At 59.7% G+C, this 16,495-nt stretch carries 13 protein-coding genes, 1 tRNA gene and 1 pseudogene; 9 read left to right on the top strand and 6 right to left on the bottom strand.

Annotated features, from left to right (window positions below):
* Positions 1-281: 281 nt before the first annotated feature.
* From ACTQ1S_RS08405 to ACTQ1S_RS08390, 4 genes are all read right to left on the bottom strand, one after another.
* Positions 282-356, bottom strand: a tRNA-Gln gene (locus tag ACTQ1S_RS08405).
* Between the two features lie 38 nt (positions 357-394).
* Positions 395-1,300, bottom strand: a complete 906-nt coding sequence (locus ACTQ1S_RS08400; protein ID WP_441055360.1) for a peptidoglycan-binding domain-containing protein — start codon at positions 1,298-1,300, stop codon at positions 395-397.
* A gap of 138 nt (positions 1,301-1,438) precedes the next feature.
* Entirely contained in the window at positions 1,439-2,452 is a 1,014-nt protein-coding gene (locus tag ACTQ1S_RS08395; protein ID WP_441547496.1) for a polyprenyl synthetase family protein, read from the bottom strand.
* 128 nt (positions 2,453-2,580) lie between these two features.
* Positions 2,581-3,069 carry an HAD family hydrolase gene (locus ACTQ1S_RS08390; RefSeq protein ID WP_441049365.1) on the bottom strand — a complete coding sequence of 163 codons (489 nt, stop codon included), beginning with the start codon at positions 3,067-3,069 and terminating at the stop codon, positions 2,581-2,583.
* 495 nt (positions 3,070-3,564) lie between these two features.
* On the opposite strand from ACTQ1S_RS08390, the gene ACTQ1S_RS08385 reads away from it, so the two are divergent.
* Positions 3,565-4,284, top strand: a complete 720-nt coding sequence (locus tag ACTQ1S_RS08385; protein WP_441055353.1) for a GntR family transcriptional regulator — start codon at positions 3,565-3,567, stop codon at positions 4,282-4,284.
* A gap of 184 nt (positions 4,285-4,468) precedes the next feature.
* Positions 4,469-5,407, top strand: a complete 939-nt coding sequence (locus ACTQ1S_RS08380) for an ABC transporter substrate-binding protein (protein WP_441547495.1) — start codon at positions 4,469-4,471, stop codon at positions 5,405-5,407.
* Between the two features lie 114 nt (positions 5,408-5,521).
* On the opposite strand, the gene galE is transcribed toward ACTQ1S_RS08380, so the two are convergent.
* Positions 5,522-6,583 carry a UDP-glucose 4-epimerase GalE gene (gene galE, locus ACTQ1S_RS08375; RefSeq protein WP_427728932.1) on the bottom strand — a complete coding sequence of 354 codons (1,062 nt, stop codon included), beginning with the start codon at positions 6,581-6,583 and terminating at the stop codon, positions 5,522-5,524.
* A gap of 266 nt (positions 6,584-6,849) precedes the next feature.
* Here galE and ACTQ1S_RS08370 point away from each other — a divergent pair, with 266 nt between their 5' ends.
* On the top strand, positions 6,850-8,055 hold the full coding sequence (locus ACTQ1S_RS08370; RefSeq protein ID WP_427719726.1) for a PcsB-like coiled-coil domain-containing protein: 1,206 nt from the start codon (positions 6,850-6,852) through the stop codon (positions 8,053-8,055).
* A 217-nt stretch (positions 8,056-8,272) separates the two neighbouring features.
* On the opposite strand, the gene murB is transcribed toward ACTQ1S_RS08370, so the two are convergent.
* Positions 8,273-9,235, bottom strand: coding sequence for a UDP-N-acetylmuramate dehydrogenase (gene murB, locus ACTQ1S_RS08365; protein ID WP_441069075.1), 963 nt, complete (start codon positions 9,233-9,235; stop codon positions 8,273-8,275).
* A gap of 183 nt (positions 9,236-9,418) precedes the next feature.
* Between murB and ACTQ1S_RS08360 the strand changes: the two genes are divergently transcribed.
* From ACTQ1S_RS08360 to ACTQ1S_RS08335, 6 genes and pseudogenes are all read left to right on the top strand, one after another.
* On the top strand, positions 9,419-10,447 hold the full coding sequence (locus ACTQ1S_RS08360) for a LacI family DNA-binding transcriptional regulator (protein WP_118388843.1): 1,029 nt from the start codon (positions 9,419-9,421) through the stop codon (positions 10,445-10,447).
* Between the two features lie 204 nt (positions 10,448-10,651).
* The gene (locus ACTQ1S_RS08355; RefSeq protein WP_441547494.1) at positions 10,652-13,180 is read left to right on the top strand and encodes a phosphoketolase family protein; all 2,529 of its coding nucleotides are present in this window, start codon (positions 10,652-10,654) and stop codon (positions 13,178-13,180) included.
* Positions 13,181-13,665: 485 nt separating this feature from the next.
* The gene (locus tag ACTQ1S_RS08350) at positions 13,666-14,157 is read left to right on the top strand and encodes a hypothetical protein (protein WP_441547493.1); all 492 of its coding nucleotides are present in this window, start codon (positions 13,666-13,668) and stop codon (positions 14,155-14,157) included.
* A 35-nt stretch (positions 14,158-14,192) separates the two neighbouring features.
* Complete coding sequence (locus ACTQ1S_RS08345) at positions 14,193-14,960, top strand: GntR family transcriptional regulator (protein ID WP_154515124.1); 768 nt, start codon at positions 14,193-14,195, stop codon at positions 14,958-14,960.
* Positions 14,945-15,658, top strand: coding sequence for a GntR family transcriptional regulator (locus ACTQ1S_RS08340; protein WP_154515122.1), 714 nt, complete (start codon positions 14,945-14,947; stop codon positions 15,656-15,658). Before ACTQ1S_RS08345 ends, ACTQ1S_RS08340 begins: the two co-directional genes overlap by 16 nt.
* 275 nt (positions 15,659-15,933) lie before the next feature.
* Positions 15,934-16,495: pseudogene (locus tag ACTQ1S_RS08335) on the top strand (SIS domain-containing protein); the annotation flags it as partial.

The following is a 16,495-nucleotide window of genomic DNA, read 5'->3' as shown; positions in this document are numbered from 1 at the left end:
CTCAGCTCCGCACCCTTGCGGGTTCGAATCCCTCCGCATGCCCACAAGAAAGCGCCCCGGGCTGATGAAAGCCCGGGGCGCTCAGTTACCTTGGCTGGGACGGAGGGATTCCGCGTCCGCCTTCCGGCGGCCGCGCCCCGCTGCGTCGCTCCGCTCCTTGCGTGCTGCGCTGGAAAACGCTTCGCGTTTCCTCAGCTCCGCACCCTTGCGGGTTCGAATCCCTCCGCATGCCCACAAGAAAGCGCCCCGGGCTGATGAAAGCCCGGGGCGCTCAGTTACCTTGGCTGGGACGGAGGGATTCGAACCCCCAACAGCCGGCACCAAAAACCGGAGTTCTACCGTTGAACTACGTCCCAATGTGTGGTGCTGCCCAAAAGCAGCTCGTCTAGTTTACCTAATCTGCGAGGGCATCGCAAACGCCATCGAGCAGGCGTACGGCGAGTGTCTGGGCGTCGCTTGCGGTGAAGGTTCCGTTGTAGCGCGTCATACCCGTGAGCTCAATGCGGATGCGCGCGGGCTTTTGCTGCGCGGCGACATTGGCAGTGCGGATGCGCTGCGCCAGGTTGTGACATTCGGCAAGGGCAATCGTGGCGCGCGGCGCTGCATCTGCGGGCAGCTCATCGCTTGCGATCTCGAGTACCAGGTCCACGTCGGTCGGAACCTCGGAATCGCAAAGCATCATGCCGCTGTTGTCGGTCGTCGCCGTGGCGATGTTCCACATGCGCGATGCAACGCTGCGTGCGATGGGGTCCTCACCGATGACGGCAATCTGGAAGCGCTCGAGCACGTTGGCGGCGCGGGCAAAGCCGATGCGCGACTCGGCCTCGGTAACCGAGGGTTTGCCCTCCCACACGTGATGCAGACGGTTGATATAGGCGTAGGTATCCTGGAATGCCATGCCGTCGGCAAACAGGCCGACATTTTCTTGGAACTGCTGCAAGGCCGCCTCGGTGTGCGGGCCAAAGTAGCCGTCGTCCTCACCGCAGGCAAAACCCAAAACGTTGAGTGCCCTCTGCAGGGCCCGAACGTCGGCACCATGGAAATTGGGCATGCGCAGATAAAGCGTGCGGTCGCCCAGCTTATACGAGGCGTCTACCAGGGCGCTCCAACAGGGAATATCGACGGCGTAGCCAGCGGCAAGGCCGCTGTCGAGCCTAAAGGTGCCAACAGCCTGCTCGGTGGTGGTGCCAAAGCGCTTGTCGGCGACCTCGGCGTCATCGATTGTATAGCCGAGCTGCAGAAGGCGGGACTGGACGTCCTCGACGGCTGCTCCCTGCATACCCGTTGTGATAGGTTCCATGAACGAACCCCTTTCGGCGTACCATTCGTACTATTTGAGCGTGTGTCGGATAGACAACGCAAAGGGTTGCATAAACATGCACTCAACAGTGTAGCAAGTTGTACCCAAATGCGCTGCTGACAGGTTTTATAACCCCCGCTAGTTAAGGCGCTCCACAAAGAAATCTGCCATGGAGTCGAACAGCTCGCGTGCATGCGGGTCGAGCTCGACACCTTCGATAGCGGCCTTGGCCTTGGCAGTCAGGTTGAGTGCGTAAGTGTGGGCGAAATCGACAGAGCCGGTCTGCCGGAAGATCTCCACGGCGCGTGCGAGTTGCACGGGGTCCTCGGTGCCCGAGGAAAGGATTGCCTCGACTTCGTCGTGATAACGCTCGTCTGACAGGGCATGCACGGCGACGAGCGTGCGCTTGCCCTCTGTGATATCGGTGCGGAAGTCCTTGTTGGCGGCCTCCTTGGTGCCAATAAGGTTGAGCAGATCATCTTGGATCTGAAAGGCAAGGCCCGTGTGCAGGCCAAAGGCACGCAGCGCCTCAATCTGGTCTTCACTGCCGCCACCGATAATGGCTCCGGCGGCAAGTGGCGTGGCTCCGCTGTAGTACGCGGTCTTGTGCGTCGCCATGTCCAGATAATCGTCGACCGAGATGTCAAAGCGCCCATCGCGGACCCAGCCCAGGTCGAGCGCCTGACCCTCGATGGTGCGAACGATCATCTCGGTGAGCTCGTGGAGCACGCGGAGCTTCACGTCTGCCTCGAGCGTGGGGTCGTCGAGAACCGTCTTGGTAACCATGGTGAGCGCTAGGTCGCCGCAGTTGATGGCAAGTCCCGTACCCTCGGTAAGGTACATACAGGGCTTGCCGCGGCGCAGCTGGCCGTTGTCGGCGATGTCGTCATGGATAAGCGCTCCCGACTGAAAGTGCTCGATGGCCGCCGCCGCGCTTCGGGCGCTCTCAAAGCTGCCGCCTACCGCGGTGGCGGCGAGCATGCAGATAAGCGGGCGGTGGCGCTTGCCGGCATTGGCCGTAAATGCCGAGAGCGGGCCATACAGGTAGCGCTCGATATCGGCAGAGGTCGCCTGTCCGTCAAAGAATGTGGCCAGATAGTCGTTAATCTGGTCAAAATGCTGGGCTAAAAAGCTGGTAAACGGACTGGACACGGGTTCTCGCATTCTTTCTTAGGTTGCATCGTTGCGTTATGCAGACAACATATTGCCACATTAGGGCATCGAGCGCGGCGGTTGAAGACGATTGAGCCATGTTGTCGCAAATGCGGCAAGAGGCGCGGCTAGATAAGTCCAAAGTGCTCGAGCGCGGTGACGACGCCGTCGTGGTCGAAGCTGTCGGTGACGTAGTCGGCCTTTTCCTTGAGGAAGTCCGGCGCGTTGCCCATGGCGACGCCAACATCGACCGCCTCCATGAGGGCGATGTCGTTGCTTGCGTCGCCGATGCCGTACACAGTGCCGTGATCTGGCCCCAGGGCGTCAAGCACGGCCTTGATTCCGGCCCGTTTGGTGCACTCGCGAGGCGAGATTTCCGTGACCTCGAGTTCGAGCTCGTTGAGGCAGAGCAGAGGCCCAAGCTCTTCATCTTGGGCGATGCGGTTGGCGAGCGGTGTGGACATAAGAATTTTAATGCCGGTGTCGAGCGTCTTGATGCCGTCGATGATGGTGATGCCGCTGGCGGAGGTCAAAGACGACGGGTACTTAAGTCCAAGGTTATCGCCGCTCAGCTTAATGATCTCGCTCAAAAAGAAGCAGTAGGCAAAATAGGCCACGAGTGCCTCGAAGCAGCAGCGCGCCGGTTGCTTTTGGGCAAGGCCGATGGGCAGCGCTACGGCAAAAGCAGTGGGAGGCGTTTAAAGACCGTCCACGAGCCGCGCTGGATGATAGCCCAAAAACATACCAAGGGGTTCCGTATACGGCGAGGTCGCCGACGATGTCCGCAGACGTTGCGAGGGCGGAGACGCCGACCATAAGGCCCGATATGGAAAACAGCATGGCGGGCGCGAACATTGCCCCGCCAAAGCGTTGGATTTTCTGCAGCATAATATGCCTTCCGGATGCAACATGCTGTGCGAGCAAGAACGTTTAAACAATGAACTCATTGTAGAGGACTGGCTGCTTGCCGCATTGACGGTTTTGATTCGGTCCGATTTGGGTGCCGGGGGAACCGTCGACGGTAAATAATCCGTGCTTTGCCGATAGACGGTTTAAACAACCCCAAGAAATGCTATCGTGCCTAGCCATACATATTCATTAGAGGTGAAGCCATGCCAAAAGCGATTTACGAAGGAATCTACCGCGAGATCCGTTCGCGCATCATTAACGGGACCTATGCGTTCCAGGAGATGCTGCCAACCGAAGCCGAGCTGACCGCAGAGTTCGACTGCACGCGCAATACCGTCCGCCGCGCCTTGAGCATGCTGGCCGACGAGATGTTTGTGCAGCCCATACACGGCAAGGGCGTGCGCGTTATTTGGCTCAAGGGCGAAACCGACATGCTGGGCGCACTCGAGGAAGTCGAGTCGTTTGGCGAATTTGCAAAGCGCAGCAATGCCGTTGCATCGACGGACGTTAAGTCCTTTGAACATCTGGTCTGCACCGAGCAGCTCTCTCGTCGCCTGGGCTTTAAGGTGGGCGAGGAGCTGATTCGCGTAGTGCGTGTCCGAAGCCTCAACGGCAGCGCGCGCCAAGTGGACCATGGCTACTTTTTGGAGTCGATCGCCAAGGGTCTGACTCCCGAGATCGCGGCAGAATCTATCTACGACTATCTGGAGCACAAGCGCGGCATCAAAGTGATGGCGAGTCGCCGTACGGTGAGTGTCGAGCTCGCCAACGATGAAGACTGCAGCTATCTTGACCTCGGCAAATACAACTGCGTTGCCGTCATGGAGAGTCAGTCGTACACATCGGATGGCATCTTGTTCGAGGTGACGCATGCTCGCACACACCCCGAGATCTTCCATTACCGCGTCAATTCCAAGCGATAGGTAACAGACGCATAAGCTTGCGTTTCGATATGAAGCGCCCCGTGCTGTCGATGGGATATCGGCCGCACGGGGCGCTTTAATTGTTTAGACAATATTTGTCAAGTACGAATGTATCGAGAACCGTTCACCGAAGTTTTTCTACCGCTCTATTAATACTTGTTCAGACAACTAGGCAAACAGCGTATTGCACAAATCAGAAAAAGGGGCAAAGTCCCCGAACCAATCTCCGAAGGCGGCGGCAAAGGGCGCCGCCACGGTCTTTGGCCTGGGTCTCGTGGGCTGCGGTGGCTCCGCCGGTTCCGGCTCCTCTGCTTCTGGTGACGCTGCCGAGGTCTACTTCCTCCAATTCAAGCCCGAGGTCGACAAGGAGTGGAAGGAGATCGCCAAGGCGTACAAGGAGGAGAAGGGCGTCGAGGTCAAGATCGTGACCGCCGCCTCCAACACCTACGAGGAGAAGCTCAAGTCCGAGATGTCCAAGAGCTCCGCTCCGACCCTGTTCCAGGTCAACGGCCCCACCGGTCTTAAGAACTGGAAGGACTACTGCGCCGACCTGTCCGATACCAAGGTCCGCGGTGAGCTCGTCGACGACTCCCTGGCTCTGCAGTCCGACGGCAAGGATCTAGGTATCGACTGGGTCCAGGAGAGCTACGGCATCATTTACAACAAGGAGCTCCTCGAGAAGGCTGGCGACAAGGCCGAGGACATCAACTCCTTCGACAAGCTGAAGGCTTGCGCCGATGACATTCAGGCCCGCAAGGACGAGCTTGGCGTTGACGGTGCCTTCACTTCCGCCGGCATGGATGACTCCTCCAGCTGGCGCTACACCACCCACCTCGCCAACCTCCCGCTCTACTACGAGTTCGAGAAGGAGCACAACCAGGAGGATGACGAGATTAAGGGCGAGTATCTCGACAACTTTAAGCAGATCTTCGACCTGTACATCACCGACTCCACCTGCGATCCTTCGCAGCTTGCCTCCAAGACCGGCGACGACGCCACCAACGAGTTCGCAACTGGCAAGGCCGTCTTCTATCCTTCTCGTTGTGGGGTCGGCCTGCCGATGGGTGGGCAGTCCGCCTCCGATGTTCTGATTCGATACACCTATTGTATACATGTTGTTTAAACATATATAGGAAATATAAATAAGTTGGTCGATTTTCGGCGAATGGTTACATGCCATGAAAAAGCCCCGGTCTCACATCGTGAGATCGGGGCAAGAACGGTATGTAGGTTTTTGCTACTCGGCGTCGGCGAAGCCGTTGGGGTTGTGGCTCTGCCAGTTCCAGCTGTCGCGGCACATGTCCGCGATGTCGTACTGTGCTTTCCAACCCATCATGCGCTCGGCCTTGGAAGCGTCGCACCAGTTGGCGGCGATGTCGCCGGCGCGGCGCTCGCGAATCACGTAGGGCAGCTCTTTGCCGCAGGCCTTGGAGAAGGCGGCGACGACCTCGAGCACCGAGGTGCCAGTGCCGGTGCCCAGGTTGAAGATCTCGACGCCGGTCTTGCCGTTCATCCAGTTGAGGGCGGCAACGTGGCCCGAGGCCAGGTCGCAAACGTGGATATAGTCGCGCACGCCCGTGCCGTCGGGAGTGGGGTAGTCATTGCCAAAGACCTGAACGGCCTCGAGCTTGCCCACGGCAACCTGCGCGACATAAGGCACCAGGTTGTTGGGGATGCCCTTGGGGTCCTCGCCGATCAGGCCCGAGGGATGTGCGCCGATGGGATTGAAGTAGCGGAGCAGCACAACGTCCCACTCGGGGTCGGCGGTGTGAACGTCCATAAGGATCTGCTCAATCATCCACTTGGTCCAGCCATAGGGGTTGGTCGCGGGCTTCTTGGGGTCTTCCTCGGTGACGGGCGGGTTATCCGGATCGCCGTAGACGGTCGAGGAGCTCGAGAAGATGATGGACTTGCAGCCATGGTTGCGCATAACGTCGACGAGCACCAGGGTGTTCTCGATGTTGTTGTGATAGTATTCGACGGGCTTGCTCACCGACTCGCCGACGGCCTTAAAGCCGGCGAAGTGGATGACGCGGTCGATCTGATGGGTATCGAAGATCTTGTTCATGGCATCGCGGTCGAGCACGTTGGCCTCGTAGAAGGTGAGGTTCTTGGCGGCCTTGTCGCCCACGATGGTCTTGACACGGTCGACGGCGACGGCGCTGGAGTTGGAGAGGTCGTCGACGATGACGACCTGGTAGCCACCCTCGAGCAGCTGAACGACGGTGTGCGAGCCGATAAAGCCGGCGCCACCGGTTACGAGGACGCAGGTGTCTTTGGGGTCGAGTGCTTTGGACATGTAGTCTCCTATCGAATCAGGAACACTTCCTGAGGGAGTATAGCGCAGGCAGGGGCACCCAAAACGTGCAGGGCAGGAAAAGCAGACGAACATGCTAACGTACTCATGGAAATGTTTGGCGTGGGCATAACCTTGACTTTGACGTTTGCATACGAGCCGCCGACCATGGGGTTTCCTGCCGTTCGTGGAAATCGTTGGGACGCGTCGGATGTACGCTAATATGTATGAGTTGAGCGACATATAAATAAACATGTAACGGAGTAGATATGTCACCAAACAGCGATTCCATCCTTTCCCAGGAGCTTTCGCGTCGCACTGCCCTCAAGGCCTTGTTCGGCGCCGCTTCTGCAGCCGTTCTTTTTGGTCTGCCCGCTCGCGCCCATGCTGCGGAGGCCACCAAGGAAACCACCGACAAGCTCAATGCGGCCCAGGCTCAGCTTGACGAGGTCCAGGCCCAGCTCGACAGCATCGCAAATGAATACGCGGCGCTGGCCAACAAGAACGCCCAGACCCTCAACGATATCGAGAGCGTACAGGGCCAGATTGACAGCACGCAGGCGCAGATTGACGAAAAGAAGGCCGAGCTCAAAAAGAAGCGCGGCGATCTTTCCGATCGCGTTTCCGCCAACTATAAGTCGGGCGGCACCAACATCCTGTCGCTGCTGCTCGCCTCGGGCTCGTTTGAGGAGCTCGTCGCCAATGCGCACTATGTTGAGAAGATCAACAAGAGCGACCGCGACGCCATCGAGGATATCCAGACCATCCAGAAAGAGCTCGATACACAGAAGTCCGAGCTCGAGTCGCAAAAAGCCGACTTGGAGAAGCTCAAGGACCAGCAGACTGCCCAGATGCAGGACATGCAGGCCAAGCAGCAAGAGGTCCAGACGGTTCTGAACGGCCTCTCCGACGACGTCAAGGAGCTCATGGCTCAGCGCGATTCCGAGATTCTCGCTGCCGCCCAGGCTGAGGAGGCTGCCAAGAAGGCTGCCGCTGCTGCGGCTGCCGCAAACAAGAACAATTCCTACTCGGGTGGTTCAAACTCGGGTGGCGGATCGTATGCGCCCGGAAATCCGCAACAGAATGCCGGCTCGGGCAAGCAGCAGGCTGTCGTCAACGCATGCTACTCCACGCCTTCGCCTGGCCTGAACTGGTGCGCCGCCTGGGTCACCAACGTCTTCCGCAACGCCGGCGTGGGCTACTTTGGCGGCAACGCGTGCGACATGTTTAACGCCTGGTGCTACAGCTCCGATCGTTCGGCGCTGCAGGTGGGCATGATCGTGGCCGACTCGTCGCACAGTGGCACCGGTATGCCGGGTCTGCTGTACGGACACGTGGGCATCTATGTTGGCGGCGGCATCGTTATGAGTAACGAGGGCGCCATCACGTCGAGGTCGCTTGACTCGTTCATTAGCTTTTACGGCACTGGCTCTGGTGTGCGCTGGGGCTGGCTCGGCGGTATCGCGCTGTCGTAGCTGCGGCTTGGTCCGGGACTGCGGGCGAGGCATAAGGTTGCCTGCTCGGGCAGTCCTGCTCGCGCGGAGAGCACATTAAGTGCTCTCCGGCTCGTGCGGAACTCGCGATCAACCTTATGCCTCTCGGACTGTCCCGGCCCTCACGGGTCCTGAGCACGACACACCGGACTGGGTTATCTGAATAAATATGGTGAAGGCCCCTTTTGGGGCCTTCTTTTTATAAAAATTCGCCTACTCGGTGGACTTCGGGTTCTAGGTCTACGCCGAATTGGTCTTTGACGGTTGCTTGGATGTGGCGGATGAGTTCGTCGACGTCGGCGGCGGTGGCGTGGTCGGCGTTGACGATGAAGCCGCAGTGCTTTTCGCTCACCTGGGCGCCGCCGACAGCGTGGCCGCGCAGCCCGGCGTCCATGATGAGCTTGCCGGCAAAGTGGCCCTCGGGGCGCTTGAAAGTGGAGCCGGCGCTCGGCATGTCGAGCGGCTGTTTGTCCTCGCGGCGTTGGCGGTAGTCGTCCATGTCGGCCTTGATCATCGCGGCGTTGCCCGGGGCGAGATTGAAGGTGGCCGAAAGCACGATGAAGCCGTCGTCGGCGATGCGGCTCTTGCGATAGCCCAGATTGAGCTCGTCGACATCGAACTCGATGATGCTGCCGCTACCGCGGGTGCCGTCGTCGAGCATGCGGGCGGGCTTGTAGACGCGTACAGACTCCAGCACGTCGGCCATGCAGGCACCGTAGGCGCCGGCGTTCATGTAGCAGGCGCCGCCGACCGATCCGGGGATGCCCGAGATGGGCTCCATGCCGGTGAGACCGGCCTCGGCTGCCGCGGCCGCAACATCCGAAAGCAGCGCACCGGCTGCTGCCGTAACGTGCGTGCCGTCGACGGTAATGTCGGAGAGGCCCTCGCCTAGCGCTACGACGACGCCGCGTATGCCCTTGTCGCCGACGAGTAGGTCGGAGCCGTTGCCCACGATGGTGAGTGGCAGATCGCAGCGATAGCAGGTATCAAGCGTGGCGACGAGGCTCTGCTCGGTGTCGGGCGTGACAAAGACGTCGGCCGGGCCGCCAATCTTAAACGTGGTGTGCTCGCGCATGGGCTCGCTCATCAACACGTTGTCCTCGCCGGCAACGCCAGCGAGCGCGCACAGCAGGTCCTCGTTAAAAAAGTCGTTCTCGTGCATCCGAATATCCGCCTTTTGGTGGTCGTTGTCATCAATCGATTGCAATATACCCCACCTGGACGTATTTGGTGCGCTGGCGGCGATAAAACAGCCGTCTACCGGATTGGTAAAGTGTTTATCATCGAGGTAGAGGGGCAGTCGCTATACTTTCAAGAGATTGCGCGTAAACCCGGAAGGAGCGAGATGGCCAACAAAGTCACCCTCAAGCAGATCGCCCAGGAGGTGGGGCTTTCCCCCTCGTCGGTCTCGCTTGTTCTCAACAATCGGCCTTGTCGCATCTCGGAAGAAAACCGCAAGCTTATCAAGGAGGTCGCGGCGCGCAACCACTATGTTCCCAACCAGATTGCGCGCAGCCTGGTCATGCGCGAGTCACGCACCCTGGGTCTTATCGTCCCCAACATCGAGAGCCGATTTTTTGCTTCACTTGCCGGTAGCTTGGAAAAGCGCTGCCGCGAGGACGGCTATGCGCTCTTTATTACCAGCTCGGGCGGAAGCGCCGACGATGACTTGGAACTGCTGCGCCAGCTGGTGACGCGCGGCGTCGATGGTGTCTTCCTGGTGGTAGGCGACGAGTTCTCGGACGACCGTGCCCTGCGCGAAGAGGTCAGCCATCTACCCATCCCTGCCGTGATGGTCGACCGCGCCATTGAGGGGCTCGAGTGCGACAAGGTGATGTTCGACCACGAGATGGGTGGCTATATGGCTACCCGCTATCTGATCGAGCAGGGTCACCGCCGCATTGCCTGCTTGGTTAATGCACGTCGTTCCAATACGGGTCGCAAGCGACTTGCCGGCTATGAGCGCGCGCTGCGCGAGGTTGGCCTGCCTATCGACGCGCGTTTGGAGTTTGAGAGCGAGTACTACATTCCGAGCGCCTACGAGGCCTCGGAGGCGGTGCTCGCAACCGACGCCACTGCCGTATTCGCGAGCTCGGACAACATTGCCCTCGGTCTGCTCAAGCGTTTGCACGAGATGGGGAAGAGCATCCCGGGCGATATTTCGGTGGTGAGCTATGACAACTCGGCGGCCGACGTTCTCTTTGAGCCGGCGCTGACCGCCATTGAGCAGGATCCTGGTGTCCTCGCGGAACATGCTTTTGGCTGCATGTCCAAGCGTCTTGCCGGTAGGGGCGGTAGGCGTGCCGAAGAGGTCGTCCTGGAGCCGGCGCTTATCGTTAAGGGCAGCGTGCTCGAGCTTACTAAACATAACTAAACACGTTTATCAATTTGCAGAGACCGAATGTGGAGTACCTGTGGCAGACAATGCTGCAGGTGAATGTCGCGTTTTGTTGATCGATGTGATTGATAAGGGTGATAAAACGTTTTTTCACCATGATAAAACGTTTTAGCAAATATACTAGTCCCAACGAATGGTTGCCGTATTGGAGGGCGACCGCACAGCGGAGGGACATAAACAATGGCTAAAACACTGGGGACGCCGTGGCAAAAGCTGGGCCACGAGGTGCCGGCTTCCGAGCTCGAGGGCGTCGACCTGTATTGGCGTGCATCGAATTATCTGTCCGTCGGTCAGATCTACCTTCGCTCTAACCCGCTCATGCGCCCCGACTTTGTCGATGAGAAAACCGGCGAGGTGCGCGACTTTGGTCGCCCGGACGTTAAGCACCGCCTGGTCGGTCACTGGGGCACCACGCCCGGCATCAACTTCCTGTTCGGTCATGTCAACCGCCTCATCGCCGATCACAACCAGAACGCGATCTTCTTGATGGGCCCGGGTCACGGTGGTCCCGCTGGCACCGCCCAGTCGTTGCTCGATGGTACCTACCGCGAGATTCGCCCCGACATTACCAATGACGAGGCCGGCCTGCAGAAGTTCTTCCGCCAGTTTTCCTACCCCGGCGGTATTCCGAGCCATTTTGCGCCCGAGACGCCCGGCTCCATCCACGAGGGCGGCGAGCTCGGCTACACGCTCAGCCACGCCTACGGTGCCGTCATGGATAACCCGAGCCTGCTGGCCGTGGCTGTGGTGGGCGACGGCGAGTCCGAGACCGGTCCGCTCGCGACCTCTTGGCAGTCTAATAAGCTCGTGAACCCGGCAACCGATGGTATCGTCCTGCCGATCCTGCACCTCAACGGCTACAAGATCGCCAACCCCACCATTCTTGCCCGCGTGTCCGACGAGGAGCTCGCCAAGTTCTTTGAGGGCATGGGCTATAAGCCGCATTTCTTTGTCGCCGGCTTTGACGACGAGAGCCACGCGAGCATTCATGCGCGTTTCGCCGCCCTGTTCGAGCAGGTCTTCGATGAGATCTGCGACATCAAGGCCACCGCTATGGATCAGGCCACTGCGGGCGAGACCGTGGTCCGTCCGGCCTATCCCATGATCGTGTTCCGTACGCCCAAGGGTTGGACCTGCCCCAAGCAGATTGATGGCAAGAAGACCGAGGACTCCTGGCGCGCCCATCAGGTGCCGCTCGCGAGCGCCAAGGACACCCACGAGCACTTCCGCGTGCTGCGCGAGTGGCTGCGCTCCTACAAGCCCGAGGAGCTCTTTACGCCCGAAGGCCAGGTGCGCCCCGAGGTGACGGCCTTTATGCCGACCGGCGAGCTGCGTATCGGCGCCAATCCCAACGCGAACGGCGGCAAGGTACGCCGCGAGCTCGAGCTTCCCGATATTCACGCTCACGAAATCCCCGTCGCAAGTAAGGGCCACGGCTGGGGCTCCACCGAGGCCGCCCGCGTCTTTGGTGAGTACACTGCCGATGTTTTGGCCAAGAACATGGATGATTTCCGCATCTTCGGTCCCGACGAGACCGCGTCCAACCGCCTGCAGGCTGCCTATAAGGTGACCAAGAAGCAGTGGGATGCCGGTTTCTACGAGGACGATGCCAACGACGAGCTGCTGGCCGGTTCCGGTAAGGTTGTCGAGCAGCTGTCCGAGCACCAGTGCGAGGGCTTCCTCGAGGCCTACGTGCTCACCGGCCGCTCCGGTGTGTGGAGCTCCTACGAGAGCTTTGTCCACGTGGTCGATTCCATGGTCAACCAGCACTGCAAATGGCTCGAAGCAACCAAGCGCGAGATTCCGTGGCGCGCTCCTATCAGCGGCCTCAACATTTTGCTGTCGAGCCATGTCTGGCGCCAGGACCACAACGGCTTTTCGCACCAGGACCCCGGCTTTATCGACCTGCTGCTCAACAAGGCCAACGACACGCATGTCGTGAATGCTTATTATCCGGCCGATGCCAATATGGCCCTTGCTGTGGCCGAGCGCGTCTACCAGTCCACCGACTGCGTCAATGCCATCTTCTGTGGCAAGCAGCCCGCCCCCACCTTCCAGACGGTCGACGAGGCCAAGTCTGAGCTCGCCGAGGGCGTAGCGACCTGGGAGTGGGCATCGACTGCCGACTCGCTCGCCGAGGCCGACGTCGTGGTCGCTACTTGCGGTGACGTGCCGACGCTCGAGGCACTGGCCGCAACCGATATGCTGCGCGGGCTGGGCATCAAGGTCTGGTTTGTCAACGTGGTCGATCTGCTCAAGATCCAGAACGTCTGCGAAAACGACCAAGCCATCAGCGATGAGCGCTGGGCTGAGCTGTTTGGCCGCGGCGAGAAGCCCGTGCTCTTCGCATTCCACGCTTATGCCGGCACGATTCGCCGCCTGATCTGGAACCGCCCCGGCCACGATGCCTTCCGCGTCCACGGCTACGAGGAGAAGGGCTCCACGACCACGCCGTTTGACATGCTGCGCCTGAACAACATGGACCGCTGGGCCCTGGCCGCCGACGTGCTGCGCATGGTTGACGCCGATAAGTTTGCCGAGCAGATTGATGAGTGGGAGGCCTTCCGCACCGAGGCCTTTGAGTTCGCGTGCGACGAGGGCTTCGATCACCCGGCCTTTACCGACTGGGTCTGGCCCGACGCCGCAGCCGCAACCGCTGCCGACGGCGTACTCTCCGCAACGCAGCTAACTGCCGGCGACAACGAATAGCATCCGGGACGGTCTCGCGCTGGGGCCGCCTCCGGGCGGGTGCCTTCCTCTGAGAAGTGGGCTTCGCGAACTTCTCAGAGGAAGGCACCCGCCCGGAGGCGGCCCTCTCGACCGTTTCGATCTGCGGGGGCTGATTCTTTTTTATGTAATGGGGACCTTGCTTACGCTGCCTTAGAAGCCGTGCATCTAACTATGGTCAGCCAAGATTGCATTGCCGGGGCGGGTACGGGGTGCTTGGTTTTGGAAGTTCGCTAAGCCAACTTCAAAAACAAAGCAACCCGTCCCCCCCCCCCCCCCCCCCCCCCCCCCCCCCCCCCCCCCCCCCCCCCCCCCCCCCCCCCCCCCCCCCCCCCCCCCCCCGCCCTCGTCCGTGAACTTTTTCGCTGGGCGAGCCATAGACACCACGCACCGATGCGGTAAAGCGGCGGCTTGAAATTGGTGCTATATTCAACTTGAGTTGTTTAATACTAGTACGGGAGGCTGATATGGGGCTGTTCAAGAAGAAAAACCCGCAGGATGCCTTTGATCCCGATGTGTTTACCATCACGGATACGATTTTGGACCCACCGCGGTTTACACTTTTGCCGGCTATCTACCAGGACGCCACGCGCCGCAAGTGGGCCGTGCATCAGCGCGGCGGCGAGCCGAAGATTTTTGACTATGCGGACGTGCTGCAGTGCGAGATTGTCGAGACCGGAAATCCCGAGGATGTGCCGGAGCTTAGCAATCGCGAACTAGCTCAGCAGATTTTGATTAATCCAGCTCAGGCTACCAAAAACAACGCTGCCAAGCGTAATATGTGCCTTGGTATGGGTGTCGTCGTTGCCGTGCAAACCGGCGAGGATGAGATTTCGAAGCTTGAGATTCCGGTGACCGCGGGCGAAGTCAAGCGAGACTCCGGCCTATATCGGTCGTATCGGAACGTTGCGGAGCAGATCAAAGAAGCCTTCGACGCCATGGGGCGTCCGGAGCAATGATGCCCGCAGCATCAAGCGGTTGAGGAGCCTTGCCCATGTCGAGTGAACCATATGCGATTCCGCCCAAAGATCGCGCCTTTGAGGGCATTCTTTGGTATATCAAACATTATGACCTGCAGGGTGGTGACCGGCTGCCCGCCGAGCGTGTGCTTTGTGAAGAGCTGGGCGTGTCACGCACGGCGTTGCGCGCTGCGATCACGCGTCTGATTTCGTGCGGAACTTTGGAAAGCCGCCGCGGTTCGGGCACCTATGTGTGTCCTCCCAAACCGCTGAACATCTTTCAGGAAACATGGAACTATACGCAGGCGGTGGAGAGGGTTGGCTCAAAGTCGACCGCGCGCCTGGTTTGGTCCAAGGTCGTGTACGCCGATATCGATTTGGCCCAAAAAGCCCAGATCGACCTGGGCACGCCGCTCTTCTGCATTCGACGTGTGCGCGTGGTTAATGGTTCCCCGGCGTCGATTGAGACGGCTCACGTCAACCTGTCTTTGTGCCCCTCGCTTCCCGATCACGATTTTGAGCAGGAAAGCCTCTACGACGTTTTGCTTAAAGAGGGGAATGTCCATGTGGCGCACGGCAAGGAGTATATTTCCATCAGCCGTCTGAACGCCGACGAGGCCAAGTTGCTGGGTGCCCAGGAGGGCACGCCGGTGTTTTACAAAGCTTCGCACGAGCGTGACGAGAACGATGGCTTTGTCGAGTATTGCAAGTCCGTGATTCTGCCGACCAAGTATCGTTTTGCCGATAACGGGGAGGCGGACGGCGTTGCGACGAAGGTGGGTGTCGAATGGCTGATGCAGTAGAAGACTTGCCGGTTTACAAGCAAATTCGCCGCTGCATTGCGGAGCGAATTGAGCGCGGCGACTACCCGACGGGCTCGATGATTCCGTCCGAAAACGAGCTGGCCGAGGAGTTTGGCACGACGCGCCTGACAATCCGAAGCGCCATGGACGAGCTGGTCAAAAGTGGCCAGATTCGTCGGGTACAGGGCAAGGGCGCCTTTGTAGGACACAAGTGGTTTGACGAGCACGAACGCAAGGGCGGCTTCCGTCAGTCGGTTCTGGCGTCGGGTGCGACGCCGTCGGTGCGCATCCTGGCGCGCTCCAAACGCTACGCCGGCCCGTATTACGCCGACCTGTTTGACATCGCCGAGGACGATCTGCTTTACTCGGTGCGCCGTCTCAACTGCATTGATGGTGAGCCCGTATCGATCGAGATGACGCTGATTCCGTGTCTGCTGTTTCCGGGCATCGAAGACGTGGACATTTCGGTCTTCAGCCTGTTCGAGACCTATGACATGTTGGGGCGCAAGCCGGACAAGTCGATTGAGAAACTCGATATTGAAGCGCTGGGCGCACGCGATGCGAGTTTGCTCAATCTTGAGCCGGGCGATCTGGCGCTCGTACTGGAATGCCTGACCTATGACTCGAGTGGGCAGCCGATTGAGCATGCCAAGTCTTTTAACCGCGGCGATGCCGGCGGATATACCTACAACTATTAGCGTCTAGAGCATCCTCGTGCACGGCGGGGTGCTCATTTTTTACGGACATGTGTCGCATGACCGATGAGCGGCAAAAACTGACCGTCTACCGAGATGGGAGGACGAAATCAAAAAATCGGTATTAAAAACGGCTAACCTGTAATCGTTCACTGGTATTAAGAACCTTTGAATTGTTGAGCTTGGGGCCAAGATGTCCACAAGGTTAAGCGGCGCGACGGGGCGGCAAGCCCGGCCAGTCCGTGCGACAATTCGAACTGCTCGTGAAAGGAGCGGGAATGAAGGAGACCGAGAAGATCGAGATCATGCACTTCGACCAGGAGGGCTACCTCGAGGACGGCAGGAACGTCTACGAGGCCGGCAAGCGGATGACCGCCCTGGCCGACCGCGTGCACGAGGAGGGCTACGACGCCGTCTTCCTGATGGGCGTCGGCGGCACCTGGGACGAGTTCATGCAGCTCGAGTACCTCATGAACAAGTTCGGCGACCGCGACCTCGAGGTCTACCTGATCCACGCCGCCGAGTGGAACGTCATGGGCCACAAGCGCATGACCGACAAGTCCGTCGTGCTGACCGCCTCCGAGTCCGGCACCACCCCCGAGGTGCTCGAGGCCGTCGGCAAGATGAGGGAGATGGGCGTGCGCGTCTACGCCATGACCAACCCCGAGGGCAAGATCGGGCAGGCCGTGGGCGCCGAGAACTGCGTCATGATGGCCTCCGACCATGGCTCCGGCGGCTGCGAGAAGGGCTACTACCTCGCCGACTGCTTCGGCCTGCGCCTGCTCAACCGCCGCGGCTGCTTCCCCAAGTTCGACCTGTTCATCGAGCAGACGAAGGACG

Origin of the sequence: Collinsella sp. LCP21S3_D3 (assembly GCF_052118305.1) — a bacterium.
Taxonomy (GTDB): Bacteria; Actinomycetota; Coriobacteriia; order Coriobacteriales; family Coriobacteriaceae; genus Collinsella.
The sequence above is the reverse complement of the archived record's forward strand: the minus strand, read 5'-3'. Positions and strand labels throughout refer to the sequence as shown.

Bases quoted from the DNA above. Each gene is read 5' to 3' on its own strand.
- ACTQ1S_RS08400 (WP_441055360.1), bottom strand. From the start codon at position 1,300: ATGGAACCTATCACAACGGGTATGCAGGGAGCAGCCGTCGAGGACGTC.
- ACTQ1S_RS08385 (WP_441055353.1), top strand. From the start codon at position 3,565: ATGCCAAAAGCGATTTACGAAGGAATCTACCGCGAGATCCGTTCGCGC.
- galE (WP_427728932.1), bottom strand. From the start codon at position 6,583: ATGTCCAAAGCACTCGACCCCAAAGACACCTGCGTCCTCGTAACCGGT.
- ACTQ1S_RS08370 (WP_427719726.1), top strand. From the start codon at position 6,850: ATGTCACCAAACAGCGATTCCATCCTTTCCCAGGAGCTTTCGCGTCGC.
- murB (WP_441069075.1), bottom strand. From the start codon at position 9,235: ATGCACGAGAACGACTTTTTTAACGAGGACCTGCTGTGCGCGCTCGCT.
- ACTQ1S_RS08360 (WP_118388843.1), top strand. From the start codon at position 9,419: ATGGCCAACAAAGTCACCCTCAAGCAGATCGCCCAGGAGGTGGGGCTT.
- ACTQ1S_RS08355 (WP_441547494.1), top strand. From the start codon at position 10,652: ATGGCTAAAACACTGGGGACGCCGTGGCAAAAGCTGGGCCACGAGGTG.
- ACTQ1S_RS08350 (WP_441547493.1), top strand. From the start codon at position 13,666: ATGGGGCTGTTCAAGAAGAAAAACCCGCAGGATGCCTTTGATCCCGAT.
- ACTQ1S_RS08345 (WP_154515124.1), top strand. From the start codon at position 14,193: ATGTCGAGTGAACCATATGCGATTCCGCCCAAAGATCGCGCCTTTGAG.
- ACTQ1S_RS08340 (WP_154515122.1), top strand. From the start codon at position 14,945: ATGGCTGATGCAGTAGAAGACTTGCCGGTTTACAAGCAAATTCGCCGC.